Genomic DNA, 25,120 nt, shown 5'->3' with positions numbered 1-25,120 from the left:
GAGGGCCCGAATACCCCAGAGCGTCATCCGGTTCATCGAGAAAATTTCCGCGAGTGACGGGCTGATCATTTCGAGCCCTGAATATGTCCGCAGCATTCCCTGCAGCCTCAAAAACCCGATCGATTGGCTGCTCGGGCCGGCATCAGCGCGCTTATCTATCCCTTTACGTATCCAAAGCCTTCAACGATCTTTTCATCCCGGACGCGCAAATTTGTCTAACGCCGCTTCGCCAGCACAGATCGAGACAGCACAACCGCGAGGCCGATCAGAATTGTCGCGACGATGAAGAGGAAGGCCGCTGCCGCAATCGCCGGGCTGATGTTCTCACGGATACTCGAAAACATCTGCCGGGCCAGCGTACGCTGGTTGGGACCGGCGACAAAGAGCGTCAGCACAACCTCGTCCAGCGAGGTGGCGAAGGCCAGCACCGCGCCGGAGAGCACGCCGGGCATGGCGAGCGGCAGGGTCACGCGGCGGAAGACCGTTGCGGGCGAAGCGCCGAGGCTTTGTGCGGCGAGTTCCACGCGTTCGTCGATGCCGGCAAGCGCGCCGATGACGCTGACCACGACGAAGGGCACGGCGACGACAGTGTGGGCGATGATCACGCCGGCATAGCTGTTCGTCAGGCCGAAACCCGCGAGCAGCACCTGCATGCCGACACCGAGCACGACAGCGGGCACCACCATGGGCAGTAGAAAGAGCGTGCGTATTGACCCGCGGAAGAAGAGGAGGCGGTTGCGCAGGCCGAGCGAGGCGGCGGTGCCAAGCACGGTGGCGAGCAGCGTCGTGCCCGTCCCGATGATCAGGCTGTTAAAGATCGCCCGCCGCCAGGCATCTGCCGTGAACAATTCCTCGAACCAGCGCAGCGACCAGGACGGGATCGGGTAGGTGAGGATGACGCTCGAGGTGAAGGCGAGCGGCAGGATGGCGATGAGCGGCGCGACGAGGAAGAGGATCGTCAGCGAGGCGAAAGCGAACTTGGTGAGCTTCATCGGCATGACCTAGCGCCTCCCCGGCTCGTCAGTGGAGAGCCGCGCATAGACACTATAGAGGAGCAGCGTCGCGACAAGCAGCACGACGCCAAGCGCCCCGGCCATGCCCCAGTTCGCAGAACCTGTGGCGTAGAAGGCGATGATCGAGCTGATCATCTGGTCGCCCGGCCCGCCAATCAGAGCCGGGGTGATGTAGTAGCCGATTGCAGAAATGAAGACGAGCAGACTGCCGGAGGCGACGCCGCGCAGGCTCAGCGGCAGCAGCACGCGCAGGAACGCGCGCCAAGGCGGCGCTCCGAGCGAGGCGGCCGCCGGCATCAGATTCTTCGGGATGGTAATAAGCACCGAATAGATTGGCAGCACCATGAAAGGCAGCAGCACATGGGTCATGGCGATGATGACGCCGGTGCGATTGAAGATCAACGGCAGCGGCGCATCGATCAGACCGAGCGTTTGCAGGAGGTCGTTGATCAACCCTTTTTCCTGCAACAGGATGAACCAGGCGGCGGTGCGTACCAGAAGCGAAGTCCAGAGCGGCAGCAGCACGGCAGCCAGCATCAGGTCGCGCTTCCAGCCAGTCAGCGAAGCCGCGATCATCGCATAGGGGAAGCCGATACCGGCGCAGGCGAAGGTGACAAGTGCGGCGATCCAGAAGGTGCGCACGAGGATAACGCGGTTGACGGACCGGTCGGCTGGCAGGTGCTCGATATCGCCGGCGGCATTGCGGCCGAGATCGACTGCGGCGAGCAGGTTGCGATCGGTGAGCGGCGAGAGCGCATCGGCGATGGCCAGCCAGAATTCCGGTTTCTCCCAACGCTTGTCGATGGACACGAGGTCGGCGGGCGGGTTCGCCGTGTCGTCGAGCGCGCTGATCGTCTTGGACATGAGCGTGCGGAAGCCGGAACGGGCGCTGTTGAGGCGGCGGACCATATCGCCGAGCGCCTGGTCGTCATCGACGGCCTTCAGGTCCTCCATCAGCGCCATCTGCATGGGCATGGTCGGCGGCGACTTTCGATCCCAATCCGTCAGTACTTCGGCGCTTCGCGGAAGCAGGCGCAGCACGGCTGGATCCGACACCGCCTGCGACATCATGCTGAACAGCGGCCAGACGAAGAAGCCGATGAGGAAGAGAAGCAGCGGCGCAAGAAGAACGAGCGACCGCCCGGTCCGGGACGAGACTGCACTCATGGCGCGATGACCCGGCAATCGCCGGCTGAAAAGGCCGCATAGACCTTGGTGCCCGGCGGGAATTCGCGTGACCGGCGACCGAGCTTGGCGATCAGCGGTTGTGCTGCGTTCTGCAACTGCACACGCAGATGATCGCCCTGATAGACGGAATCGGTCACCTCCGTTTCCAGGCAATTGCGCGCTTCGCCGCGCGTTTCGCTGAGATCGACCCGCTCCGGCCGGATAGAGAGAAAGACGGGCTGGCCGGAGGCGACGCTGCCGGAAACGGCCGAAACGATATGCGCGCCGGACCGCAGGCGCACAGTCGCCTCCTGCCCCTGCACCGCCTCGACGACACCCTCGACCAGATTGGTCTCGCCGATAAATTCCGCGACGAAGCGCGTCGCCGGTTCGTCATAGACCTGCCGCGGCGTGCCGATCTGCTCAATCTTACCCTTGTTGAAGACGGCGACGCGGTCCGACATGGTCAGCGCCTCCGACTGGTCATGTGTGACGAAGACAATCGTCACGCCAAGGCGGCGGTGCAGGTCGCGAATGTCGAGCTGCATCTGCTCGCGCAACTGCTTGTCGAGCGCGCCTAGCGGCTCGTCCATCAGCACGACGCGCGGCTCGAAGACCAGCGCGCGGGAAAGCGCCACACGCTGTTGCTGCCCACCGGAGAGTTGCGAAGGCCGGCGGTCGGTGAAGGCCGACAGCTGCACCATGTCCAGCGCTCGCGCCACGCGCTCGGCGATCTCCGCCTTGCCCAGCCCACGCATCTGTAACGGGAAGGCCACGTTCTCGCCGACCGACATATGCGGGAACAAGGCATAACTCTGGAAGACGACCCCCATGTCCCGCTTGTGGGTCGGCACGTCGTTGATCGCGGTCCCGTCCAACAGGATATTGCCGGAGGTCGGCTGCTCGAAACCCGCCAACATCATCAGTATCGTCGTCTTGCCGGAGCCGGAGGGGCCGAGCAGGCTTACGAACTCGCCCTTGCCAATGCCGAGAGCCAGGTTTTCAACCACGCAGAGCGGGCCGTAGAATTTGGTGATGCGGTCAAATCGAATGAACTCGGCCACGGAAGGCTCCATCGCTAGAGGCGAAGGATGCGCCATCCGGAAAACCCGTGAGAACGCACCCGGCCAGGCAGGAAGGGCGCCCGTCGGAGCGCCCTTCGCGGCGGATGTTCTTACTGAGCCAGCCAGGCGTTAAAGCGCTGCGTCAGCGTTTCGGCATTGTCGATCCAGAAGTCCACATTCAGCGAGATCGACTCCGTCATGTTCGCCGGATCGGTCGGCAGGTCTTTGGCGAATTCTGCCGGAACCTTGGCTGCAGCTTCCTTGTTCGGCAGGCCGTAGGCGACGAATTCCGGCAGCTTCGCCTGATGTTCGGGCAGGCTTGCGAAGGCGATGAAGTCCTGCGCGGCGTCCTTGTTTTCCGCATCCTTCAGCACCACCCAGCTATCGACGGCGTAGATGCTGCCCGGCCAGACGACCTTGAAGTTCTTGCCTTCCGTGCGGTTGATGCCGGTGATGCGACCGTTATAGGCCGACGTCATCGCCACTTCGCCAGAGGCGAGGAACTGCAGCGGCTGGGCGCCCGATTCCCACCAAACGATGTGCGGTTTCAACTCGTCGAGCTTCTTAAATGCGCGCTCGACCCCTTCGTCGGTCCCAAGCACGTCGTACAGCTCGTCCTTAGAGACGCCATCGGCGAGCAGCGCGAATTCGAGCGTATATTTCGGGCCTTTTCGCAGCGAGCGCTTGCCGGGGAATTTTTCGACATTCCAGAAGTCCGCCCATGAGGCCGGGCCTTCCTTCAGCTTATCACCGTCATAGGCGATCGCCGTCGACCAGACGATGGCGCCGACACCACAGTCATCGACCGCAGAATCGAGGAACTTGTCCTTGCCGCCCATCTTGTCCCAGTCGATCTTTTCATAGAGCCCGTCGGCACAGCCGAGCGCCAACTCTTCGGCTTCCACCTGCACGGCATCCCAGTTCGGCGCGCCGGCCTTGACCTTCGACTGGATGACGCCGATGCCGCCGTCCCAGGCTTCGTCGAGCACCGGCTTGCCGGTCTTTTCGGCGAAGGGCTTGAAATAGATGTTGCGCTGCGCGTCCTGATAGTTGCCGCCCCAGGAGACGACGGTCAGGTCCCGTGCGAATGCCGGTGCGGCAAGGCTTGCGGACAGCACGACGACGGCGGACGCCAGAACACCCGCTTGAAAGATAGTCTTCATTGCACTCCCCTTTTCTTCGTTTGTGAAGGAACCGCCGTCAGCCTCCGGCCCCCGTTGACGATCTCATGCGGACTGCTGACCCGTCCCTTTGGCGTATTGCGATGATTACAGCCTTTCCGGTCGTCGCGCCCTTTCTCCCCGGGCGTTTGTCCGACCGTATGATGCACTCCGGTCCTTGTCGGTCAGCGGGGATTTCCCCCAGTCGACCATCGTCAGACGTGTTGACCTCCGTTGATGTGAATTTCCGCGCCGTTGATGTAGGACGATGGCTCGGTGCAGAGGAAATAGATGGTCTCCGCGACCTCGCGCGGTTCGCCCAGTCTTCGCATCGGCACTTCCGCCGCCACCAGTTCATCCGTTCCGGGCGACAGGATCGACGTTTCGATCTCGCCCGGGGCGATGGCATTCGCCCTGACCCCGCGTTGGCCGAATTCGTGCGCCATTTCACGGGTCAGCGAGGCAAGCGCCGCCTTGGACGCCGCATAGGCAACGCCTGCGAAGGGGTGGACGCGCGAGCCGGCGATCGACGTAACATTGACGATCGAGCCCTTCGCTGCTTCCAGTTCCGGCATGAGTGCGCGGGCGATCAAAGCGGTCGAGATAAGATTGACGTTGAGCACCTGCGTCCAGACATCGGCATCCGTATCCAGCACACCGAGGCGGCTCTTGCCCGGCCCCTTCGGCGAAATGCCGGCATTATTGACGAGCGCGTGCAGCCGGCCGTTCGGCAGGCGCTCGCGCACCGTCGCTGCCAGGCGGTCGATCTGCGTGAGATCCGCGAGGTCGGCCTGGATATGGCTTTCGCGGGCGGAGGGCCAGGCGCATTCCTCGGAAAAGGATTGACGCGAAACGGTGAGAATGCGCCAGCCCTTCGACTGGAAGAGCTTGACCGTCGCATGACCGATCCCGCGGCTCGCACCCGTCAGCAACATGTAGCGGCATTCTTCGGTCATGGGAGCGTTCTCTGTTGATGCTTGATACATCGTAATGGGCCGCCCATGAATTGCAAGCCTCCTCTTCCAAGTGATGTCAGGCCCGGCGCGCCTCCCGCTCCGTTCCCCGTTCGATGCGCTCGAGGATCGGCTTGCCGCCGAGCAGGATATCGTCGACGATCGCCATCGAGGCGGCGGCGGAATCGTGCCGTTTCAGGGCTTCGACGACCGGGTAGTGATGGTCGATCATCGCACGTCCACCCTCTATATAGGCATCGGAAATGTGCGGCCCCATCTGCAGCCAGAGCCGCCGCAGGATGCCGTTCAGCACCGGCAGCCCAGCGATCTGCGGCAACAGGAAGTGGAAGGCTTGGTTGAGTTGCGTGCCCTTCAGCCGGTCGCCGGCCTCGATTGCCTGTTCATTTTCGCGCAAGATGCGTTCCAATGCCTCGATATCCGTGCTCGTCGCCACCTGGGCGGCGGTTTCCGCCGCCAATCCCTCCAGCCGGACACGGATTGCGCGGATCTCGCGGTAGCGGTTTTCGCTCAAACCCGGGATGCGGATGTCGCGTGGCGAGCGGAAGGTGATCGCCTCGTCATTGGCAAGCCGAAGGATGGCGTCGCGGATCGGTGTGACGCTCGTGCCGAATTGTTCCGCCAGATCACGGATCTTCAGCCGGTCGCCGGGCTGGAACCGTCCCTGGATCAGGGCATCGCACAACGCACCATAAACGGCGCTGTTGAGGTTCTCATGATCCAGTGACGTAAATTGAGGCATGGAACTGGTCCGCAAAATCGAATAACAAGATACTTGATGCATCTTTTTCGGCGTGTTTCAAGTATGACATGTCGCGGACATCTTCCGCCAAACGGCTTGCGGCGGCAATTTAGTCGGCACCGTGGTCAGCAGACGGCAGGGACAATCGAAGGAAATGCGGGCAACTGCACCAACGGAGCAAGCATGACGGAGCCATCGCCCACCGCCAAGAAGGCCGATTCCATGTCGGCGACGTGGAGTGCGACATCGCTTGCCGATGCCGAGGCCGCGGTGACGCAGGTCTATGGCATGGGCGGCACGATCAGGCGGTTTTCCAGCGAAAGGGACGAGACCTTTCTTTTCACCCGCTCGGACGGAACGGACTTCATCCTCAAGATTGCCAATCCCGCCGAGGATCCGGCCGCGCTGGAATTCCAGGACGGTGCGCTCCTGCATCTGGAGGCTGCCGCCCCCGCCGTGCCGGTGCCGCGGCTCATACTCACGAAAAGCGGAGAGCCTAGCCACACGCTTTCCACCGCCGATGGCCCGCGCATCATGCGCCTGCTCACTTTCCTGCGCGGCGAATTGCAGTACCGCACACCCGCCTCCGAGGCGCAGAGCCGCAACGTCGGCCGGGCGCTTGCGGAACTCGGGCTTGGCCTTGAGGACTATGACGGACGCCCGCCGGTGGGAAAGCTGATGTGGGACATTTCGCACACTCTCGATCTCACTGCCGTCGTCGACCATGTCGCGCCCGAACGCCGGGCGCAGGCGGAGGCCGTGCTGGCGGAGTTCGAGCGGGCGCTTCCCGCCATCACCAGTCTCAAGCGGCGGCAGATCATCCACAACGACTTCAACCCGCACAATGTTTTGCTCGATCCGGCCGCACCCACCGCAGTCGTCGGCATCATCGATTTCGGCGACATGGTCCATGCGCCACTCATCAACGATCTTGCCGTCGCGCTTTCCTATCATCTGGCGACGGAAAACTGGGCGGCGCGCACCAGTTCCTTCCTGGAGGGGTTCCTTTCGGCACGTGCGTTGGAGCCTGCCGAAATTGAACTTCTACCAGTGTTGACCCGGTCGCGGCTGGCGATGTCTCTCATCATCGCCGAATGGCGCTCCGCACGCTTCCCGGAAAACCGCGACTACATTTTGCGCAACCACGCCACCGCCTGGCGGGGGCTTCAAAACATATCCGATCTGACGCCGGCCGGGCTGAAAAGGCTCGTGCCCAACCTTTCCGAGGCCTGATCATGTCGATGGTAAATGCCTTCTCGCGCGAAGATTTCGAACGGCTCAACGAAGCCGAACGGGCGCTGATCGCGCGCCGGGAAAAGGTGCTCGGTCCCGCCTACCGCCTCTTCTATGAAAAACCGCTGCATCTCGTGCGCGGCGAAGGCGTCTTTCTCTATGACGCGGCCGGCGAACGATATCTCGATGCCTACAACAACGTCGCCTCGCTCGGCCATTGCCACCCGCGCGTGGTGGAGGCGATCACCAGGCAAACCGCCGTGCTGAACACCCACACGCGCTACCTGCACGAAGGCATCGTCGACTATGCAGAGGCGCTGACGGCCACCTTCCCCGAGGCGCTCAGCCAGGTCATGTTCACCTGTACCGGCAGCGAGGCGAATGACCTTGCGGTGCGCATCGCCCGCTTCGTCACCGGCGGCACAGGCATCATCGCAACGGAGCTTGCCTATCACGGTCTCACGAGCGCCGTCGCGGAATTCTCGCCATCCCTCGGCGAAGCCGTGACGCTGGGGCCGCATGTACGCACCGTGCCTGCTCCGGACAGCTACCGTCATTCCGCCGAAGAAATGGTGCAAAAGTTCGGCCGCGACGTGCGTGCGGCGATTGCTGACTTGAAGCGCCACGGCATCAAGCCGGCCATGCTGATCACCGACACGATCTTTTCCAGCGACGGTATTTTCGAGGGACCGAAAGGTTTTCTGAAGCCGGCGGTCGACGCCATCCATGAGGCCGGCGGTCTCTTCGTGGCGGATGAAGTACAGCCCGGCTTCGGCCGCACCGGCGAGGCCATGTGGGGCTTCGAACGCCACGGCGTCGCGCCCGATATGGTGACGATCGGCAAGCCGATGGGCAACGGCTACCCGATGGCCGGCATCGTTCTGCGCCCGGAGGTCATTGCCGAGTTCGGTCCTCGGGCGCGCTATTTCAACACGTTCGGCGGTAATCCAGTCGCTGCCGCCGCCGGCAAGGCCGTGCTGGACACGATCCGCATTGAAGGCCTCCAACAGAATGCGCTGGTGGTTGGTCGCCACCTTATGGACAGGGTGAAGAGCCTCTCAGCTACCCATCCGGCGATCGGCGACGTGCGCGGGTCTGGGCTCTTCATCGGCGTCGAGATCATCGTGGACTCGGCCACAAAGCGTCCTGACGCGGCCCTGTCGACACGCATCGTCAACGGCCTGCGCGAGCGGCGCATCCTGATCAGCGCCTCAGGTCCCAATGCTAACGTTCTGAAGATCCGTCCTCCCCTCGTCTTCTCCCGCGAGAACGCCGACATGCTGGTTGACGCACTCGGCGACGTGCTGAGGACGCTCTGAAAGAAGCAAAGCTGCCCTGCAAGGCCGGGCGGCTGGCTCGCACCTTACCTCGATGCATTCGATGGACAGCTACTACGTCTCGAAACTGCTGCCGCTGATTGCGGAAGCCGGTGTCTCGGCGATCCCCAATCCGCTGATCAACATCATGCTGCAGGGGTGGCGCGCCTCGGCACAGCCGACATGCTCGACGTCGCCTTCATGCGATTGCACGTCGCCCAGATGTCCTCGCCCGCGGACATGTGCACCTGTTTCGACATGGTCACCAAGGTCAATGCCGAGATCATGGGATCTCGATCATCTCGGCCTAGCCGTCGGCAAATCGGCAATCCTCGTTGTGCTCGATGCGGGCAACCCCACCGAGGCGGTGCGCCTGCGCGCCGAGCGGCTCTGTGTCGTGGCGAAGGGCAAGGTCGTGGCTGAACGCGAGAAGCGCGATACGGCCCTGTCCATCAAGGGCCGTCCGGCGACCATCAACCGCCGCCACGTCGTGCCACCGCAGCCACGTTGAACGGACTGGACGAGAACAAGCTTCAATACCTCAATGCGCGTGCACTCGTGGCTAATTTCGGTGTCGCGACTTCTGCCCTCGCCTGTGGGCACAAATGGACATCGGCAAACCGGAAGCACGGATCAACGCTTCCAGGCAATTTTCAACATCAGTGATCAGGCCGCTGGATCCTCTTGCTCCAGGCGACCCGAAGCCCGATCTTGATGTCAACGCTTCCGACCTTACCCACCCCTTGGGCCGCCGTCGTCGATTGTTCTTGAAAAGAAGGTTAGTGCCGTTATACTAAATTTACAAATTCAGTATAACGCCAACCCATCGGAGTTTCCGACCGTTATACTAATTTTCGCAATTCAGTATAACGGGAGCAGATATGCGGCAGATCGACCTGATGTATCGCACGATGACCGCCGAACTCGGTCAACGTCTGCTCGACGCCAGCTTCTCGGCCGATTTCCCGGTCGAAGGCCGCTTCGTGCCGGTCACGGTCAAAGCCCGCAAATACTGGTATTTCGACCAGCCCGACGAAGGCGAGGGCCACCGACAGAAACGCCGGTATGTTGGACCGGCCGATGATCCCGAAATCAACAGGCGGGTAAAGGACTTCCGCGCGATCAAGGATGACGCCAAGGCCCGCCGTAAGCTGGTCACCACCCTTGTTCGCGAGGCTGGATTACCAGCTCCCGAACCGTTTTCCGGCGATGTCGTCGAGGCGCTGGCCCAGGCTGGCATTTTCCGCTTGCGGGCCTGCTTGGTAGGAACGGTAGCGTTCTCGACCTATGCGGGCCATCTTGGCGTCCGTCTTCCTGCCGCCTCGATGACGACGGGTGATGCTGATTTCGCCCAGGACTACGCGATCAGCTCCGAAGTAGGGCACTCGCTTCCACCTATTCTTGAAATCCTACAAGGCGTCGATCCGACCTTCCGGCCGATCCCGCATCGCTCAGGGTCAACCCGATCAACGGCATTCAAGAACCGGGCGGGCTACAATGTGGAATTCTTGATCGGAAATAGGGGTAGTGATGACTATCAAGATCAACCGGCCGACATGCCCGCCCTGGGTGGGGCAAGCGCCGATCCGCTGTGGTTTTTGGATTTCCTCATCTATGAGCCCGTGCGAGCCGTCCTGCTACACAAAAGCGGAATCTCCGTGATTGTCCCGGCTCCGGAGCGCTATGCTGTTCACAAGCTGATCGTGGCCTCCCGCCGCGTAGTCGATACGATTGGGGCTGCAAAGCGCGACAAGGACTTGAGGCAAGCGGTATTGCTCTTCGACGCGCTCGATGCTTCCAACCGTCTCGGTGACCTGTCGGATGCTCTCAAGGAAGCCTGGGAAAGGGGAGAGGCCTGGCGCTATGCGATCCGGGCCGGAATGGAGTACATGTCCCGAGGAGATAGAGCTGCTACGGCCGCCTTGTTCCGTGAACTGGGCATCGATTACAAAGCAGAGTAACGCTCCGATCTACTCAAGAAATAATGCGCCATATGTCGAGACGATTCGGTTCAACGGGACGCTACCGAGTATGCACACGGTCGATCATGTCATGAGGTGCCAATCGATCTGCGACGACGTTCCCGCACCCTGGCCAGTCCCACGGTCGCCCACCGAGCCGGAGGTCTCAGACCGCTGGACCATGGCTTGGAATACTGGCATCGTCGGCCGCGTGTCGGTCCAGAAGGGCTGCGATCATCTTAGAAGGAGTGGCCGTGGAAGCCGGGCATGACACCAGCGAGCTTGAAATGGTCGTCTTGATGACGCCCGACATGGCCAACTTCAGCGGCAAGGTCCATGGCGGCGCCCTGCTCAATCTTCTCGACCGCGTCGCGTTTTCCTGCGCCTCGCGCTATTCGCAGGAATATGCGGTGACCTTGTCAGTGGACCAGGTCGTCTTCCGGCAGCCGATCCATGTCGGCGAACTCGTGACCTTTCGCGCCTCGATCAATCAGGCCGGGCGGACCTCGATGGAAGTCGGGATCCGCGTCGAAGCCGAAAACATCCGCACCGGCGAGCGCAGGCACACGAACTCCTGCTATTTCACTATGGTGGCCGTCGATGCCGAGGGGCGTCCGACCGCGGTTCCGACTTACAATCCCGTGACCAGCATCCGAAAGCGACGCCAGCGCGCGGCGGAGGTGCGGAAAAACCTGCGGCGGGAGTTCGAGGCCCGCTTTCAAGCTGCTGGCTCGCCCACCGAAGCCTGATCGCCGCAATCCGTTTGCTCGCATGGCGGCTTCGCCCGGCGCCGGAGCCAAGGTCACTTTTTGCAACAAGGCCTCGCAAGGACCATTCCTGTGTTTGGCCCGGCGGCTTGATAGTGTATCTTTCACCGGCCGGAGCTAAATGGCCAAGGGGAGCGGTCCGCCACCTGCCCGGCGCATGGAGGGCGGCGTTGTTGGCCCTTAAGCCTGTTGAAGCCCATACATGCATTCGGCGCCTCTGCGGCGTGAATCCCGCGCAAATGTGCTGTGAGCATGCCCCCGCGTTCTGAAAAGCCACAATGACGCGTTCAAAACCACCGCGCCGCGTTCTGCATCTGGCGCCATTTCGTGAACAACCGAAGCCACCTATCAACGCCTGCTGCCACGGGAACCAACACCGTCGTTGCGGGCTCGGGATAACGGAGATTCAAATGTCCACATCCGAGACGGGACTTCAGTTTACAGAGGGCGTCGCCAACGGCGAGGTCCGGTACGATCTGGAGGATTTCATCCGCGCATCCGGCATTCCGCCGCTCGAAGCCCACGAAATGTTTACGAAATACGGGCCTTACAAGTCGGACCTCGACCCTTTGATCAAGGCGCGGGCCGAACAGCATATGGACCTGATGAAATAGCATCAGCTGCGTTGCCCGCCGGCAGATCGCGGCGGGCAACGCAGAGTACATTTTCCCGGCAATATCCAAAGCCACGCCCGGCCGTCAGTCAGCGGAATAACGCTGCTCAAGCCAAGGGTCGCCACGCATGTGGTAGCCATTGCGCTCCCAGAAACCGGCCTCGTCGCCGGCTCGAAAATCGATGCGCGTCAGCCACTTTGCGCTCTTCCAGAAATAGAGATGCGGCACGACAAGCCGCATCGGCCCGCCATGGGTGCGGCTGATCGGCTTGCCCTCCCAATCGGTCGCAAGGATCGCGTGTTCCGAGGCAAAATCGGCGAGCGGCAGATTGGTCGTATAACCATCGTAGCTCGTCAGCATCACATGAGACGCTTCAGGCTTCGGCATGACCAGGTCGAGCAGGTCGTGCGTCAAGACCCCTTGCCAGCGATTGTCGTAGCGCGACCAGGTGGTGACGCAATGGATGTCGGAGAGGCTGTCGCTCTGCGGCAATGCCTTGAACGCTATCCAATCCAGCGACAGGCGCTGTTCGACGAGGCCGGTCACATCCAGCCGCCAGCGCTCCACGCCGATCGCGGGCTGCTGCCCGAGGTCCAGCACCGGCCAATCCCGAACAAGGTGCTGGCCCGGCGGCAATCGTTCGTCCTCAGGCCGGGCTGCGCGCCCGGTGAGGAACTTGCCGGCCGCCGCCCAACGCCGCTTCGTCGTCGTCAGCTTGGTTTCCGTTGGGGGTTCTTCGTCGGTCATCGGGTGCTCCTCCGGTCCGCGCGGATTAGAAGACCCGTCGCGGTTTCCGTCAAGCATCAGAGACGGGAGCTGTCTCTAGCGCAGCACGATCCGCAAGGCAGCCTGCGTCTCCCTCAGGAGCGGCAGATAACGTTCGACCATTTCAGCAGCCGGCACATGTGCGGCCGGCGCGCCGATGTTGAGTGCCGCCACGATCTGGTTGCGATCGTTTTGAAGTGGAACGGCGATGGAGCAAAGGCCGATTTCCAGCTCCTGGTCGATGATCGCATAGCCTTGGTGACGCACGCGGCCGATTTCGGCCATCAGCTCTTCCATGTCGGTTCTCGTATGAGGTGTGTTTGCCTTGAGATCCGAGCGGGCGAGCACGTCCCTCGCCTGCTGTTCCGGCAAGGCGGCGAGCCACACGCGCCCCATTGATGCGCAATAGGCAGGAAGCCTGGAGCCCGGCATCAGGCTGATCGACATCACCCGCCTTTGCGAGGCGCGCGCGATATAGACAATCTCAGTGCCGTCGAGAACCGAGGCGGAAGCGCTTTGACCTGCCCGCTCCGAGAGCTGGTCGAGATAGGGCTGGACGATCGTCGGCAGAGGTGTCGCCGAGAGGTAGGCGTGGCCGAGCCGCAGGATTTTCGGGGTCAGAGAAAAGAACTTCCCGTCATAGTCGGCGTAGCCGAGCTCCGAGAGCGTCAGCAGCGAGCGGCGCACGGTCGCCCGGTCCAGACCGGTAATCTTCGCCGCCTCGGTGATCGTCAGCTTCTGCTGTGTCTCACCAAAAGCCTCGATGACGGTCAGCCCGCGGGCAAAACCGCTGACGAAATCGGTTTCTCTCATGGCTCATCCTCGTTCTACCGGCAATTAATCTGTGCGATATACGAACAAATGTCAAATATCGCACAAAATGTTTGACGCTCACTGTTTTTGAGAGCCTATTTCGGGCCAATACAGGCAACGGGAGCTTGTCGGCCCGCACTCCATGGACCGCGAAAGACGACGCGTCAGCTCTTCCCACCGCCTGCAGACAACCATGCGCCCGCCGATTGGCGGCAACGCTCAAATCAGAAGAGAGGAAACATGGCGAAGATCGTTTCGCTCGCCGAGGCCATCGGCGACAATGTCAGGGATGGCGACACCGTTGCCATGGAGGGTTTCACCCATCTGATCCCCTATGCTGCCGGACATGAAGTGATCCGCCAGGGTCGCAAGGACCTGTTTCTCGTGCGCATGACGCCGGATATCCTCTATGATCAGCTGATCGGCGTGGGTGCCGCCCGCGGCATGAAATTCTCCTGGGGTGGCAATCCGGGCGTCGGCTCGCTGCACCGCTTCCGCGATGCGGTCGAAAACCAGTGGCCGCGGCCGCTCGAAATCGAAGAACATTCCCATGCGGCCATGGCCAACGCTTATGAGGCGGGTGCGGCGAACCTGCCGTTTGCGATGCTGCGTGGCTACATCGGCGCCGACCTTCCGAAGGTGAACGCGAGTATCAAGCAGATCACCTGCCCCTTCACGTCCGAAGTCCTGGCCGCCGTTCCGGCGATCCGGCCGGACGTGACGATCATCCACGCCCAACGCGCCGATAGGAAGGGCAACGTGCTCATCGAAGGCATCGTCGGCGTGCAGAAAGAGGCGGTGCTTGCAGCCAAGCGCTCGATCATCACGGTCGAGGAAATCGTCGACGAGCTTGCGCCACCGTCGCCCAACTCGGTCGTGTTGCCCACCTGGGCAGTAACGGCGGTCAGCCATGTGCCGGGCGGCGCCTTCCCCTCCTACGCCCACGGCTACTATCCGCGCTCGAACGCCTTCTACATCGGCTGGGACGAGATCGCCCGCGACCGCGTGAGTTTTACCGCATGGATCAAGGAGAACGTGCTCGACGCAGGGCCTGAAGATTTTGCACGACACGCCGGCAGGAAGCCGGCGAAGGCCGCTTGAGGAGGCGACGATGACGGATTTCACCCCCAACGAGATGATGACCATCGCAGCCTCGCGCGAACTTTCCAACGACGACGTCTGCTTCGTCGGCATCGGTGCGCCATCGGCGGCCTGCAACGTGGCGCGGATGACCCACGCCCCCGACATTACGCTCATCTACGAAAGCGGAACCGTCGGCACCAAGCCGGATGTTCTCCCCTTGTCGATCGGCGACGGCGAGCTTTGCGATACCGCCCTCTTCACCGTCTCGGTGCCGGAGATGTTTCGCTACTGGCTGCAGGGCGGCCGCATTACCACCGGGTTTCTCGGCGGCGCGCAGATCGACAAGTTCGCCAACCTTAACACCACGGTCGTCGGTCCCTATGACCATCCGAAGGTCCGGCTGCCGGGCGGCGGCGGCGCTCCGGAGATTGCGTCGAATTGCGGCCGCATCTTCATCACCATGGCGCTCTCCAAGCGTGGATTCGTCGAAAAGCTGCCCTTCATCACCTCGATGGGTCATGGCGAAGGCGGCGATCATCGCGAACGGCTCGGCATGAAGACCAAGGGACCCACTCGCATCATCACCGATCTCTGCATTCTGGAGCCCGATCCGGTGACCAAGGAACTGACTGTCGTTTCGATCCATCACGGCGTCACGCGTGACCAGATCGTCGACAATTGCGGCTGGCCGATCAAATTCGCCGGAGAGGTCATCGAGACGCCGGTGCCGACTGAAATCGAACTGGCGACGCTTCGCGACATCAACGCGCGCACGAAGAAGGCCCACCAGGGCAACAAGGAGGTCGCGTAAATGGCCGATGCTTATATCTGCGATTATATCCGCACGCCGATCGGCCGCTTCGGCGGCGCGCTCTCGTCAGTCAGGACAGACGACCTCGGCGCCATACCGCTGAAGGCGCTGATCGAACGCAACCCTTCGCTCGATTGGGAAGCGGTCGATGACGTCATCTTCGGCTGCGCCAATCAGGCAGGCGAAGACAACCGCAACGTCGCGCGCATGTCGCTGCTTCTGGCCGGGTTGCCGGCGAGCGTGACCGGCACCACGATCAACCGCCTCTGCGGTTCGGGCATGGATGCCGTCATCGCTGCCGCACGTGCCATCAAAGCGGGCGAAGCCGAATTGATGATTGCCGGCGGCGTCGAGAGCATGTCGCGGGCGCCCTTCGTGATGCCGAAAGCGGAGAGCGCATTCTCGCGCAATGCCGAGATCTATGACACCACCATCGGCTGGCGGTTCGTCAACCCGCTGATGAAGAAGCAATATGGCGTCGATTCCATGCCGGAGACCGGCGAAAACGTCGCCGAAGATTTCAAGGTAAGTCGAGAAGACCAGGACGCCTTTGCGCTGCGCAGCCAGGCGAAGGCGGCAGCCGCGCAAGCCAACGGTCGCCTGGCGAAGGAAATCGTCGCCGTCACCATCCCGCAGCGCAAGGGCGACCCGACTGTCGTCGAAAGAGACGAACATCCCCGCGCCACGACGATGGAGGCGCTTGCCAAGCTCGGCACACCCTTCAGACGAGAAGGAGGCACGGTCACCGCCGGCAATGCGTCGGGCGTCAATGATGGCGCGGCGGCGTTGATTATTGCCTCCGAGGCGGCGGTCAGGAGATACGGCCTCAGACCTATCGCCCGTATCCTGGGCGGGGCCACCGCCGGCGTTGAACCGCGCATCATGGGTTTCGGCCCGGCCCCGGCCTCGAAGAAATTGATGGCGCGTCTTCGCCTGGCGCAGGAACAGTTCGATGTCATCGAGCTCAACGAAGCCTTTGCCTCGCAGGGACTAGCGACGCTGCGCGATCTCGGCATTGCCGACGACGACGGCCGCGTCAACCGCAATGGCGGCGCCATTGCCCTTGGCCATCCGCTCGGCATGTCCGGCGCCCGCATTACAGGGACGGCCGCGCTTGAGCTCGCGGAAACCGGCGGACGTTATGCACTGTCGACCATGTGCATCGGCGTCGGCCAGGGCATCGCCGTGGCGCTCGAGCGCGTCTAAAGCACTCCGCGGTTTTGCGGTAACGCATGCTCGGTAAGCGCATCTGAAAGCCAGATAGGGAGCCGTTCATTGACGGCTCCCCTTTTTTATTCACACGGTTTCTTCGTCGCGCTGCGCCACGAAGATCAGCACCAGCAGGATGGTGATGAAGAAGCGGAAGGCGTCGGGAACGCCGTTCCATTGTTTCGACATCCACATGCCGAACCATTCACCGCCGACCGACATGAAGCCGACCTGCCAGACGAGGAAGCCGAGCGTCAGGCCGGCGATCGCCACCGTCTTCGCCCGGTTGAATTCGCGGGCGCCACCGTTGAGGTTAGTGGCGAGCCTGTAGGCACCGAGCCAGCAAAGCAGCGCCGTCAACGTTTCCGCCGCGATGATCACGACATAGAACAGGTTGTGAAGCACCGGACTGGTGATGGCGCGATATTTGATCGCCGCGTCGGGAAAGATCGTATCCATCATCATCACATGCTGAACGAAGGCGAAGTTCGTTGCGTAGTCGGTGATGTTGCCGAAGGCGACGAGCGTTGAAAACAAGGCGATTGCAGCAACGGCTGCAGTTTTGGCAATCCGAATGATTTTCATGGTCTGGTACTCCTGTCGGCTGCCGGCACACCCAAATCCGGGTCGAATCCTACCGGCATCAGGCCAGCCATAGCCCACCGGCAAAGTTGAGCGCAGCCGCGAGGCGTCTCTTCCACAACTTGCACAGTGACGAATATGCACTTCGCAAAAGGTGCCTGCAAACGCGTCGCGCTCTCCCTGCCCATGGGCAGTCTTGACTCTCGCCGCAAGCTGCAACATAACCGAATAGTTCTAAAACTACTTGGTTATATAAATGACCCCATCCGAACGCCTCGACGCCACCTTTGCCGCCCTTGCTGACCCGACACGGCGGGCGATCCTTGCTCGTCTGGCCCTGGGCGAAGCATCTGTTCTCGAACTTGCAGAGCCCTTCGCCATGAGCCAGCCGGCCGTGTCGAAGCACCTGAAGGTGCTGGAGCGCGCCGGATTGGTTTCGCGCAGCCGCGATGCGCAGCGCCGCCCCTGCCGCATCGAGATCGATCCGCTCACCGAGGCAACCGACTGGCTGGAGGAATATCGCAAGCTTTGGGAAGCGAATTTTGCCCGCCTCGATACCCTGCTTGAGGAGCTGAAAGCCGAGGCCACGTCACAGGCACCCACCGCAAACCCCACCAATTTCACGAAGGAGGAATGACATGAAGACTGCATCCAACAAACTCGCCGTCACGGCCCATGGCGACCGGGAAATTCGCATCGTCCGCAGCTTTGACGCGCCGCGCCGGCTGGTCTTCGACGCCTTCACCAAACCGGCGCTCGTCAAGCGCTGGCTGACCGGCCCGGACGGCTGGTCGCTGCCCGTTTGCGAGATTGATTTGAGACCTGGCGGGACCTTCCGTTACGTCTGGAAAAGCGCCGAAGGTGTCGAGATGGGCATGGGCGGAACCTATCGCGAGATCGATGCACCGGACCGGATCGTGCACGAGGAACTCTTTGACGAGGACTGGACCGGCGGCCAAACCCAAGTGACGACCCACTTCGTCGAGGAGGGTGGGCGCACCACGGTGACGACGGCTGTTATCTACTCCTCGACGGCGACCCGCGATGCCGTCCTCAAGTCGCCGATGGAGAGCGGCATTGCCATCGGCTATGACCGCCTCGAAGGAATCCTGGCCTCCGAACCGGCCAAATAGTCATGGAATGACCGTGGGCGGAGCGATCCGCCCACGGTCCAATTCTCATTCCGTCCAGATGGCGACGTCGACGGGACCGAGCTTGCGGGCACCGACATGGAAGGTAGCGCCAGCGCCAGCCGGCACGTCCACCGGCTCCTTGCCGTAGTTGAAGGCGAAGTTGAGCTTGCCGCGGCGGGTGATGCGCAGATCGCCGAGATCGGCGAGCGCTTCGACGGAAGCCCAGCCAAGGGCGTCATTGATCGCCTTTTTCAGCAGGTCGCCACGGGCGGCCGCCGCCATGTAACGCGCCTTGTCGTTGCCGACGAGTGCCGGCGCGCCATTGCGGTATTCCCCTTCGAAGGTCGCCAGTACCGTCTCGCTTGTGCGTACGGTCTCGCGCCAGATGCCGGCCGGATAGGTCTCGTTGCCGTAAAGCACCGTCTCGCCATGAAATTCCGGCAGGGATTCAACGCGAGCGACACTGACGTCGACAAGTGCCGCAAGCGGGCCTGGCGGCAGCCCTTCAGGAATGTGCATGTCCTCGGTCTTGCTGCCGCTGCGCGGTCCGAACAAGACTTTGGCTTGCGACGCGACCAGCTTCTCGACAAAGGCCTGGTTGGCGATGACAAGATCCGGCGCCAGCACCAGCTGGTAGCCGTCGAGATCGGAATGCTGGCCGATGAAATCGACGTCGACGCCAAGGCGAGAGACGGTCGAATACCAGTCGAGCGCCGTCGCCGAGGCTGAGTAGGTCCGGCCCTGCGGCAGGGCGCGCGTCGCCCAGCGCGAATTGTAGTCGAGCAGGATCGCGACCTTGGCCTTGCCACGTGCCTCGCCTTTCGGCAGCCGCTTCATCTCTTCTGCGACCTGAGCCACCTCGAGATAACCCTGGTCGGGCTCGCTGTTGGGAAGCAAGAGGCCGGCATGGAACTGCTCTTGTGCAAACGGCACCTGCCGCCAGCGGAAATAGGAGACCATGTCGACGCCATGCGCATAGGCAAGCCAGGTCCAGAGCCGCACCATGCCATCGGCCGGCGACTGGTTGTGCGCTGCCCAATTGACCGGACCGGGCTGCTGTTCCATCACCCAAACGCGTCCACGGCCGACAGCGCGATAGAGGTCGTGGTTGAAGGCCGGCTGGTCCGGGTCGCCGACACGCAGGTAGCGTCCCTTGTCCTCCGGTGAAAGACGACCGTTCAACAGCCCACCCATCGGGTAAACGTCCCAGGACGCGATATCGATGTCTTCGCCGACCTTGTAGTGGTCGAAGTCGGTGTTCTGCGACATGAAATTGTGCGTCACCGGACGACCCGGCGAGTGCTTGCGGATAATGTCGACCTGCGCCTTGTTGAAGCTCTTCACCTGGTCGGACGAGAAGCGGATGAAGTCGACGATATGGGTCGGGCTCGGCTCTTCGACGAGGTTGTTCGGCAGTTCGACTTCGTCGAAGCTGTTGTAGTTCATCGCCCAGAACGCCGTGCCCCAGGCGCGGTTCAGTTCGTCGGTCGTGCCGTAGCGCTCGGCGAGCCAAAGCCGAAACGCCCGCTCGGCCTCGCCGGAATAGCTGTAGATCGTGTCATGGTCGCCATATTCGTTGTCCGTCTGCCAGGCATGGACGAAGGCGTTCTTGCCGTAACGTTCGGCCATGGCCTCCGAGATGCGTGCGGCCTCGATGCGGTAGCTGCGACTGGAGAAGCAATAATGGCGCCGGGCACCGAACTTGCGCACGACACCCTTGACGTCGACTGGCAGGATGTCCGGGTGACGATCGATCAGCCACTTCGGCGGTGCGGCGGTCGGCGTGCCCAAGATGACCTTGAGACCGGCGCGGCCGAGCACGTCGATCGCGTCATCAAGCCACTCCCAATGAAATTCACCCGATCTGGGTTCGATCTTGGCCCAGGCGAATTCGCCGATGCGCACCCAGGCAAGCCCGAGTTCGACCATGCGGCGGGCGTCCTCTTCCCATTTCTCGCGCGGCCATTGCTCCGGATAGTAGCAGACGCCGAGTTCGAGCATGTCGGTCTCCTGCTGGTCGGCGTTGAAACGGTTCGGTCTCGTCAGGGGCATATGCAAGATCGGGTCCTTCGTCATGCTCTCGGCCGGCTTCACCCGGCACTTCGTCTTCGATGCGAGCGCTCTCCGGGATATAAACGTTTATATCATCAGGCGCAGTCGTGTGGTCGTCGGGTCGTTGTTCGTCTTCAGCGGTTTGGGGTCAAACGGTCGTCGCAGCGCTCGATCAGCTTCGGCATCAAAAGCGTCTGCAGCGCCTCCGGCGGCTCGCCCTCCATCCGGCGAAGGATGTAGGCGCCGAGCAGGCTGCTCGGCTCGCTGATCGGCAGGTAATAGGTGGTGATCGGTGGCGCGAAATACTGACTGACGTTCAGGTCGTCAGTGGCATTGATGACGGCGTCGCGGCCATGCACGAGGCCGCGCTCATGGAAACCGGAGAAGGCGCCGAGCGCCGAGGCCTCGTTGGCGCAGATATAGGCGGTCGGCGGATTGGAGAGATCCGCCATCGTCAGCACGTTTTCCCGCCCGAAGGCCGGCGTCAACCGCCCATGTGCGACCAGAGCCGGGTCGAAGGGCAAGCCGGCAACCTCGAGCGCGCGCCTGTAGCTTTCAAACCGGGTTATGCCGTAGCTCAGATCCGACAGTGGGTTGAGCAGCGCGATGCGGCGATGGCCGCGGTCGACCAGTCTCGCCATCGAAACCCGGATCATCTGCTCGTTGTCGGCATCGACATAGGCATGCGGCGCGTTGTGCACGCTGGTGCCATAGGTGACGAAGGGAAAGTCGGCCGCCTGCATCGTGCGGATGCGCGGATCGTCGGCGCGCGTGCCCGAGATGATGATGCCGTCGGCCTTCTTCAGCGACACGATCTGCTGGATGACGGCCTGGCTTTCCTCGAAATTCCTGACCGCATAGAGCGAGACCCGGTACGGGCTGTCTTCCAGCGCCCAGGAAATGCCGCTCAAGAGCTGGGCGTATTCCACGCCTTCCCACTCGTTCTGCTTCGGGCCGGGCGCCGTCATGATCGCCGCGACCTGATAGGTCTTGCCAGTGCGCAACTGCACGCCGTGCATGTTCAGTTCGTAGCCGACGCGCTCGGCCGCTTCGATCACGATCGCGCGCGTCTCCGGGCGAACCTGAGGCGAATGCTTCAGGGCCTTCGAAACGGTGGCAATCGACAGCCCCGTTTCCTGCGCAATGGTCTTGATCGTTGGTCTTTGCATGGCGTCTCGGCTCGTCATGGATTGTCGTCGCTGAGCGATGCCGCCAGCAGGAGATAGACTGCGGATGTCCAGGCGAATGCCCGATCGCGAAGGCCCCTCCCCGACCGCGCATCGAAGTTTTCGGCCATACCGCTTTTGCTGGCAAGTGAACAGAACTTTTCCGCGATTTCGCGCGTTAGCTCAATCTCCCCTTGCCGACGAAGGCCATCCCAGAGGAGCAACGTCGTCGGTGCCCAGATCGGGCCGCGCCAGTAGCCGTCATCCTCATAGAACGAACTTTTGGGGCTTTCGGTTGCCGGCCCCCAGGCGGTGATGAAGCCGCCAGCGACGAGACGGGCAACAAGCTTTTCGCGCATTTCCGCGGGCAGACGCGTGCCGAGCAACAGCGGCATGAACTGGATCAGGTTTTCGCCCGGCAAGATGCGGTCCGGTGCGCCCGCAAGCCGGGCGCCAAACGTTGCGCCGGTCCAGAGGCGCGCGAACAGCAACGCCTGCAAGACATCCGCCTTGGCGTTCCATTCCGCAGCACGCGCAGGATCGCTCTCGAGCAAAGTCGCAAGCGTCTCGCAAGCGAGAATGAGGAATACCGGCAGATCAGGCGAGATGACCGGGCCACCTTCGGCAAAGAAGGTCGCATTGTCCCAGCCACTATCGTTGCCATGGAAATAGCTCGGCAGCGACGTTGCGTCCGTGCGCGCATAGGTCAGCCAGTAGTCGACCTGCCGGCCGATTGCGTCGCGCAGATAGTTCTTGCGCTCCGCCGTCAGGAAATCCGGGTGCCTAGCCGCGATAAGCGACACCGCCCAGCCATGGACCGGCGGCTTGGTGAAGGCGAAGAGCACGTCACGATCATTGATGTAATCGGGCAGGAGACCGGAGCCGTCCTGATGGTCGAAGATCGCTGCGAGCTGGTCAAAGGCGAGGTCCGCATCGACGGCCGCCACACCCAGTGCCGAAAAGGCGTTGTCCCAACTCCAGATGTTGATCATGTGGTTCTTGGACATGTAGATCGCCGGCCGTGTCAGCTGGCCGCCAACCGGCACGCCGTTTGCCCACAGCAGATAGCTTGCCAGCCGATGCGCCGCGTCCTGACCGTGCGCGCCCCTCGGCACCTTGCCGTACCACTTTTCGAACTCGACAGTGACGTCGGAAAGGGCGTCCGCGAAGCTCTCAAGCGGCGCTGTCGGCGGCACGGTGCGGAAGAAGTCGACATTGCCCTCGAAAATGCCTGTGCCCGTGAATGCGAAGGAAACGTCGGCCGAGTGGTCGCGCTGCCAGGCGCCCGACACGTCAAGGGTGCCAGACACAGCCCGCGGGATGAATTTCACGTTCTCGACGGCTGCCACGAGGCAATCGACGCCGGTGGGCGTGCGATAGACGTAATCGTAGCGCGATCCTTCCAGGTGAAAGCGCACGCCGGCATTCTGGCCGCGGACATGTAGCCGCTCGCCCTCGCCGATAACAAAAGTCAGCGATCCGGCATTGATGCGGGCAACCAGCCGCTCCGGCGTCAACTCAAAGGTTGCCTGCGCCGGCTTGCCCATTGCATCGAGGAACTCGACGCGGCAAAGGCGACCGAGCGAGGGCCGTTCGTCACCGCCGGCAACAAAGCGCAGATAGAGAGCACGCGCGCCGTCGCCACCCGGCACCTTCATCATCGACAGCGTCAGAAACCGTCCTTTTCGGCTGAAGGGGATATGATCGATATCGAACAGCATCGTTTACCCCTTCACCGACGAGCCGACCGCACCATCCATGATGTAGCGCTGGGCGACGAAGAACAGTGCCAGCGGCGGCAGGCAGAGGATCACCGTGATCGCGGCAATCGAGGTCACGTCGACTTCATGCAGGCCCTTGAACATCGAAAGGCCGAGCGTCAGCGTGTATTTCGACTGGTCGTTCAAGAAAATCAGCGGACCAAGATAGTCGTTCCACGCGTTCATGAAGTGGAAGGTACCGACCAGCACCAGGGCCGGCATCATCAGCGGCAGATGGATGCGCCAATAGATGTCGAAGGCGTTGGCGCCATCCATGCGCGCCGCTTCGTCGATCTCCATCGGCACGGTCATGATGTACTGGCGAAGCAGGAAGACGAAGAAGGCGTCGGCGAAATAGGCCGGCACGATCAGCGGCTTCAGCGTGTTGATCCAGCCCAGCATGTTGAATTCCATGTAGAGCGGAATCATCTTCACGTCCCACGGGATCATCATGGTGGCGAGCAGCACGATGAACAGCGGGTCGCGGCCAGGGAAGCGGAAGCGGGCAAAGCCATAGGCAACCAGCGAGCTCGAGATCAGCTGCCCGATGGTCGAAAACACGACGACGATGACCGAGTTGGTCAGGTAGGTGCCGAAGGGCTGCTTGTTCCAGGCGGCGGCAAAATTCTCCCAGTGCCATTCCGACGGCCAGAAGACCGGCGGGAACTGGTAGAGATCGGCGGTGCTTTTGATCGCCGTCATGAAGGTCCAGTAGAACGGCGCGATAAACAGGGCCGAGAGCAGGATCAGCGCGGAATAGAGCAGCGTCTTACGCATGGCCTTCTCCATCGTTCTGGCGGACTTCGCCTTCGTAGTAGACCCAGGCGGCCGACCAGCGCATCACGCCGAGGCTGAGCGCCAGAACGATGATGAACATCACCCAGGAGCCGGCGGCGGCATAACCCATGTCGAAATATTTGAAGGCGTTGTCGTAGATATACATAGCAAAGAAATAGGTGGAGCCGAGCGGGCCGCCCTTGGTCAGGAGGAGCGCGATGGTCAACTGTTGGAAGGCCGAGATGATCGAGGTGATGAAGGTAAAAAGCAGCATCGGCCCGAGCATCGGCAGGGTGATGAACAGCATCTGTGCCCAGCCGGGAACGCCCGAGACGGTGGCCGCCTCGTAAAGCTCCTTCGGAATGGCTTTGAGGCCGGTCAGAAGGATCAGCATGGTGCCGCCGAGACCCCAGAGGCTGGCGATGATAATCGCGACGATCGCGAGATTCGGATCGCCGAGCCAGTTCGGCCCGTGGATGCCGACGAGCGACAGCATGAAGTTCAAAAGGCCGTATTCCTTGCTGTAGATCCAGCTCCAGATCGTCACCAGCGCGACGCCGGAAATGACGCTCGGCAGATAGAAGGCGGTGCGGAAGAAGCCGCTGGCAAAGGTGATGTTGTGCAGCATCATCGCCAAGAGGAACGACATGACGATGTTGAACGGCACGTAGATCGCCGCGAACTTCACCGTGATCCAGAGGCTCTCCCAGAACTGCGGATCGTCGAACAGCATCGATTTATAGTTGTCGAGACCGACAAAGGCCCGCTCACCGACCACCGGCCAGTCATAGAAGCTCATCGTCAGGGAGAAGACGAGCGGCCCGAGCGTGAAGAACAGGAACCCGAGGATCCACGGGGAGATGAACAGATAGGGCGCTGCGTAGCGCGCGATGGCTGAGCGCTTGCGCCTTGCCACCTTGGGCTCTGCCCCGGCATAGGTCATATCCATCCCCCGTACTCC

Annotated in this window: 24 protein-coding genes and 2 pseudogenes; 12 read left to right on the top strand and 14 right to left on the bottom strand. The window is 62.0% G+C overall.

Annotated features, from left to right (window positions below):
• Positions 1-13 precede the first annotated feature (13 nt).
• Positions 14-133: pseudogene (locus C6558_RS40795) on the top strand (NADPH-dependent FMN reductase); the annotation flags it as partial.
• 82 nt (positions 134-215) lie between these two features.
• Here the strand turns inward: C6558_RS40795 and C6558_RS15090 are convergent.
• The 6 genes from C6558_RS15090 to C6558_RS15065 all read right to left on the bottom strand — a co-directional run bounded on the left by C6558_RS15090 (position 216) and on the right by C6558_RS15065 (position 6,117).
• Positions 216-998 carry an ABC transporter permease gene (locus C6558_RS15090; RefSeq protein WP_025429174.1) on the bottom strand — a complete coding sequence of 261 codons (783 nt, stop codon included), beginning with the start codon at positions 996-998 and terminating at the stop codon, positions 216-218.
• Positions 999-1,001: 3 nt separating this feature from the next.
• Positions 1,002-2,180 carry an ABC transporter permease gene (locus tag C6558_RS15085; protein ID WP_025429175.1) on the bottom strand — a complete coding sequence of 393 codons (1,179 nt, stop codon included), beginning with the start codon at positions 2,178-2,180 and terminating at the stop codon, positions 1,002-1,004.
• Positions 2,177-3,256, bottom strand: coding sequence for an ABC transporter ATP-binding protein (locus C6558_RS15080; RefSeq protein WP_051509248.1), 1,080 nt, complete (start codon positions 3,254-3,256; stop codon positions 2,177-2,179). Before C6558_RS15080 ends, C6558_RS15085 begins: the two co-directional genes overlap by 4 nt.
• A 98-nt stretch (positions 3,257-3,354) precedes the next feature.
• A complete protein-coding gene (locus C6558_RS15075) occupies positions 3,355-4,407 on the bottom strand; it encodes an ABC transporter substrate-binding protein (RefSeq protein ID WP_025429177.1) in 1,053 nt (350 codons plus the stop codon).
• 212 nt (positions 4,408-4,619) lie between these two features.
• Positions 4,620-5,360 (bottom strand): SDR family NAD(P)-dependent oxidoreductase, encoded by a 741-nt coding sequence (locus C6558_RS15070; RefSeq protein WP_025429178.1) that lies wholly within the window; start codon positions 5,358-5,360, stop codon positions 4,620-4,622.
• A gap of 76 nt (positions 5,361-5,436) precedes the next feature.
• The gene (locus C6558_RS15065) at positions 5,437-6,117 is read right to left on the bottom strand and encodes a GntR family transcriptional regulator (RefSeq protein WP_025429179.1); all 681 of its coding nucleotides are present in this window, start codon (positions 6,115-6,117) and stop codon (positions 5,437-5,439) included.
• A gap of 183 nt (positions 6,118-6,300) precedes the next feature.
• Between C6558_RS15065 and C6558_RS15060 the strand changes: the two genes are divergently transcribed.
• The 6 genes and pseudogenes from C6558_RS15060 (at position 6,301) to C6558_RS15035 (ending at position 12,008) form a co-directional block, all read left to right on the top strand.
• Positions 6,301-7,350, top strand: coding sequence for a phosphotransferase enzyme family protein (locus C6558_RS15060; protein WP_107027490.1), 1,050 nt, complete (start codon positions 6,301-6,303; stop codon positions 7,348-7,350).
• Between the two features lie 2 nt (positions 7,351-7,352).
• Complete coding sequence (locus C6558_RS15055) at positions 7,353-8,669, top strand: aspartate aminotransferase family protein (RefSeq protein ID WP_107027489.1); 1,317 nt, start codon at positions 7,353-7,355, stop codon at positions 8,667-8,669.
• Positions 8,668-9,177 (top strand): annotated as a pseudogene (locus tag C6558_RS15050) (amidohydrolase family protein); the annotation flags it as partial. The gene C6558_RS15055 and the pseudogene C6558_RS15050, both read left to right, overlap by 2 nt.
• Before the next feature lie 370 nt (positions 9,178-9,547).
• Complete coding sequence (locus C6558_RS15045; RefSeq protein ID WP_107027488.1) at positions 9,548-10,627, top strand: GSU2403 family nucleotidyltransferase fold protein; 1,080 nt, start codon at positions 9,548-9,550, stop codon at positions 10,625-10,627.
• 287 nt (positions 10,628-10,914) lie between these two features.
• Positions 10,915-11,376: an acyl-CoA thioesterase gene (locus C6558_RS15040; protein WP_038578389.1), complete on the top strand. Its 462-nt coding sequence runs from the start codon at positions 10,915-10,917 to the stop codon at positions 11,374-11,376.
• Positions 11,377-11,804: 428 nt separating this feature from the next.
• Positions 11,805-12,008, top strand: a complete 204-nt coding sequence (locus C6558_RS15035) for a hypothetical protein (protein ID WP_025429185.1) — start codon at positions 11,805-11,807, stop codon at positions 12,006-12,008.
• An 84-nt stretch (positions 12,009-12,092) separates the two neighbouring features.
• Here the strand turns inward: C6558_RS15035 and C6558_RS15030 are convergent, their stop codons facing one another.
• Both C6558_RS15030 and C6558_RS15025 read right to left on the bottom strand, forming a co-directional pair.
• Positions 12,093-12,755 (bottom strand): sulfite oxidase-like oxidoreductase, encoded by a 663-nt coding sequence (locus C6558_RS15030; RefSeq protein WP_057219044.1) that lies wholly within the window; start codon positions 12,753-12,755, stop codon positions 12,093-12,095.
• Positions 12,756-12,830: 75 nt separating this feature from the next.
• Positions 12,831-13,586, bottom strand: a complete 756-nt coding sequence (locus C6558_RS15025) for an IclR family transcriptional regulator (RefSeq protein ID WP_107027487.1) — start codon at positions 13,584-13,586, stop codon at positions 12,831-12,833.
• A 240-nt stretch (positions 13,587-13,826) separates the two neighbouring features.
• On the opposite strand from C6558_RS15025, the gene C6558_RS15020 reads away from it, so the two are divergent.
• The 3 genes from C6558_RS15020 to pcaF are packed head-to-tail and all read left to right on the top strand — an operon-like array spanning position 13,827 to position 16,686.
• A complete protein-coding gene (locus C6558_RS15020) occupies positions 13,827-14,687 on the top strand; it encodes a CoA transferase subunit A (RefSeq protein ID WP_107027486.1) in 861 nt (286 codons plus the stop codon).
• A 10-nt stretch (positions 14,688-14,697) separates the two neighbouring features.
• Positions 14,698-15,480 (top strand): CoA-transferase subunit beta, encoded by a 783-nt coding sequence (locus C6558_RS15015; protein WP_107027485.1) that lies wholly within the window; start codon positions 14,698-14,700, stop codon positions 15,478-15,480.
• Positions 15,481-16,686, top strand: coding sequence for a 3-oxoadipyl-CoA thiolase (gene pcaF, locus C6558_RS15010; protein WP_107027484.1), 1,206 nt, complete (start codon positions 15,481-15,483; stop codon positions 16,684-16,686).
• Between the two features lie 90 nt (positions 16,687-16,776).
• Here pcaF and C6558_RS15005 read toward each other — a convergent pair whose 3' ends face one another.
• The gene (locus tag C6558_RS15005) at positions 16,777-17,274 is read right to left on the bottom strand and encodes a DUF2165 family protein (RefSeq protein ID WP_025429191.1); all 498 of its coding nucleotides are present in this window, start codon (positions 17,272-17,274) and stop codon (positions 16,777-16,779) included.
• A 253-nt stretch (positions 17,275-17,527) separates the two neighbouring features.
• Between C6558_RS15005 and C6558_RS15000 the strand changes: the two genes are divergently transcribed.
• Both C6558_RS15000 and C6558_RS14995 read left to right on the top strand, forming a co-directional pair.
• The gene (locus tag C6558_RS15000; RefSeq protein ID WP_107027483.1) at positions 17,528-17,908 is read left to right on the top strand and encodes a helix-turn-helix transcriptional regulator; all 381 of its coding nucleotides are present in this window, start codon (positions 17,528-17,530) and stop codon (positions 17,906-17,908) included.
• 1 nt (position 17,909) lies between these two features.
• The gene (locus C6558_RS14995; protein WP_107027482.1) at positions 17,910-18,404 is read left to right on the top strand and encodes an SRPBCC family protein; all 495 of its coding nucleotides are present in this window, start codon (positions 17,910-17,912) and stop codon (positions 18,402-18,404) included.
• Between the two features lie 45 nt (positions 18,405-18,449).
• Here the strand turns inward: C6558_RS14995 and C6558_RS14990 are convergent, their stop codons facing one another.
• The 5 genes from C6558_RS14990 to C6558_RS14970 all read right to left on the bottom strand — a co-directional run bounded on the left by C6558_RS14990 (position 18,450) and on the right by C6558_RS14970 (position 25,108).
• The gene (locus C6558_RS14990) at positions 18,450-20,462 is read right to left on the bottom strand and encodes a beta-galactosidase (protein WP_199197033.1); all 2,013 of its coding nucleotides are present in this window, start codon (positions 20,460-20,462) and stop codon (positions 18,450-18,452) included.
• A 128-nt stretch (positions 20,463-20,590) separates the two neighbouring features.
• A complete protein-coding gene (locus C6558_RS14985) occupies positions 20,591-21,625 on the bottom strand; it encodes a LacI family DNA-binding transcriptional regulator (RefSeq protein ID WP_057222873.1) in 1,035 nt (344 codons plus the stop codon).
• 14 nt (positions 21,626-21,639) lie between these two features.
• Positions 21,640-23,343, bottom strand: coding sequence for an amylo-alpha-1,6-glucosidase (locus C6558_RS14980; protein WP_107027481.1), 1,704 nt, complete (start codon positions 23,341-23,343; stop codon positions 21,640-21,642).
• A 3-nt stretch (positions 23,344-23,346) separates the two neighbouring features.
• A complete protein-coding gene (locus C6558_RS14975; protein ID WP_025429197.1) occupies positions 23,347-24,159 on the bottom strand; it encodes a carbohydrate ABC transporter permease in 813 nt (270 codons plus the stop codon).
• A complete protein-coding gene (locus C6558_RS14970) occupies positions 24,152-25,108 on the bottom strand; it encodes a carbohydrate ABC transporter permease (protein WP_057209759.1) in 957 nt (318 codons plus the stop codon). Before C6558_RS14970 ends, C6558_RS14975 begins: the two co-directional genes overlap by 8 nt.
• Positions 25,109-25,120: the final 12 nt, after the last annotated feature.

It is taken from the genome of Ensifer sp. NM-2 (assembly GCF_003024455.1).
Lineage (GTDB): Bacteria > Pseudomonadota > Alphaproteobacteria > Rhizobiales > Rhizobiaceae > Ensifer > Ensifer canadensis.
Note: the sequence above shows the minus strand (reverse complement) of the source record. Positions and strands in the feature narration are given on the sequence as shown.

Excerpts from the sequence above, each read along its gene's own strand:
- C6558_RS14970 (WP_057209759.1), bottom strand. The coding sequence starts at position 25,108 with ATGGATATGACCTATGCCGGGGCAGAGCCCAAGGTGGCAAGGCGCAAG.
- pcaF (WP_107027484.1), top strand. The coding sequence starts at position 15,481 with ATGGCCGATGCTTATATCTGCGATTATATCCGCACGCCGATCGGCCGC.
- C6558_RS15000 (WP_107027483.1), top strand. The coding sequence starts at position 17,528 with ATGACCCCATCCGAACGCCTCGACGCCACCTTTGCCGCCCTTGCTGAC.
- C6558_RS15090 (WP_025429174.1), bottom strand. The coding sequence starts at position 998 with ATGCCGATGAAGCTCACCAAGTTCGCTTTCGCCTCGCTGACGATCCTC.
- C6558_RS15030 (WP_057219044.1), bottom strand. The coding sequence starts at position 12,755 with ATGACCGACGAAGAACCCCCAACGGAAACCAAGCTGACGACGACGAAG.
- C6558_RS14980 (WP_107027481.1), bottom strand. The coding sequence starts at position 23,343 with ATGCTGTTCGATATCGATCATATCCCCTTCAGCCGAAAAGGACGGTTT.
- C6558_RS15045 (WP_107027488.1), top strand. The coding sequence starts at position 9,548 with ATGCGGCAGATCGACCTGATGTATCGCACGATGACCGCCGAACTCGGT.
- C6558_RS15080 (WP_051509248.1), bottom strand. The coding sequence starts at position 3,256 with ATGGAGCCTTCCGTGGCCGAGTTCATTCGATTTGACCGCATCACCAAA.
- C6558_RS14995 (WP_107027482.1), top strand. The coding sequence starts at position 17,910 with ATGAAGACTGCATCCAACAAACTCGCCGTCACGGCCCATGGCGACCGG.
- C6558_RS15085 (WP_025429175.1), bottom strand. The coding sequence starts at position 2,180 with ATGAGTGCAGTCTCGTCCCGGACCGGGCGGTCGCTCGTTCTTCTTGCG.
- C6558_RS15060 (WP_107027490.1), top strand. The coding sequence starts at position 6,301 with ATGACGGAGCCATCGCCCACCGCCAAGAAGGCCGATTCCATGTCGGCG.
- C6558_RS15065 (WP_025429179.1), bottom strand. The coding sequence starts at position 6,117 with ATGCCTCAATTTACGTCACTGGATCATGAGAACCTCAACAGCGCCGTT.
- C6558_RS15035 (WP_025429185.1), top strand. The coding sequence starts at position 11,805 with ATGTCCACATCCGAGACGGGACTTCAGTTTACAGAGGGCGTCGCCAAC.
- C6558_RS15070 (WP_025429178.1), bottom strand. The coding sequence starts at position 5,360 with ATGACCGAAGAATGCCGCTACATGTTGCTGACGGGTGCGAGCCGCGGG.
- C6558_RS15075 (WP_025429177.1), bottom strand. The coding sequence starts at position 4,407 with ATGAAGACTATCTTTCAAGCGGGTGTTCTGGCGTCCGCCGTCGTCGTG.
- C6558_RS15020 (WP_107027486.1), top strand. The coding sequence starts at position 13,827 with ATGGCGAAGATCGTTTCGCTCGCCGAGGCCATCGGCGACAATGTCAGG.
- C6558_RS15015 (WP_107027485.1), top strand. The coding sequence starts at position 14,698 with ATGACGGATTTCACCCCCAACGAGATGATGACCATCGCAGCCTCGCGC.
- C6558_RS14975 (WP_025429197.1), bottom strand. The coding sequence starts at position 24,159 with ATGCGTAAGACGCTGCTCTATTCCGCGCTGATCCTGCTCTCGGCCCTG.
- C6558_RS14985 (WP_057222873.1), bottom strand. The coding sequence starts at position 21,625 with ATGCAAAGACCAACGATCAAGACCATTGCGCAGGAAACGGGGCTGTCG.
- C6558_RS15040 (WP_038578389.1), top strand. The coding sequence starts at position 10,915 with ATGGTCGTCTTGATGACGCCCGACATGGCCAACTTCAGCGGCAAGGTC.
- C6558_RS15005 (WP_025429191.1), bottom strand. The coding sequence starts at position 17,274 with ATGAAAATCATTCGGATTGCCAAAACTGCAGCCGTTGCTGCAATCGCC.
- C6558_RS15055 (WP_107027489.1), top strand. The coding sequence starts at position 7,353 with ATGTCGATGGTAAATGCCTTCTCGCGCGAAGATTTCGAACGGCTCAAC.
- C6558_RS15025 (WP_107027487.1), bottom strand. The coding sequence starts at position 13,586 with ATGAGAGAAACCGATTTCGTCAGCGGTTTTGCCCGCGGGCTGACCGTC.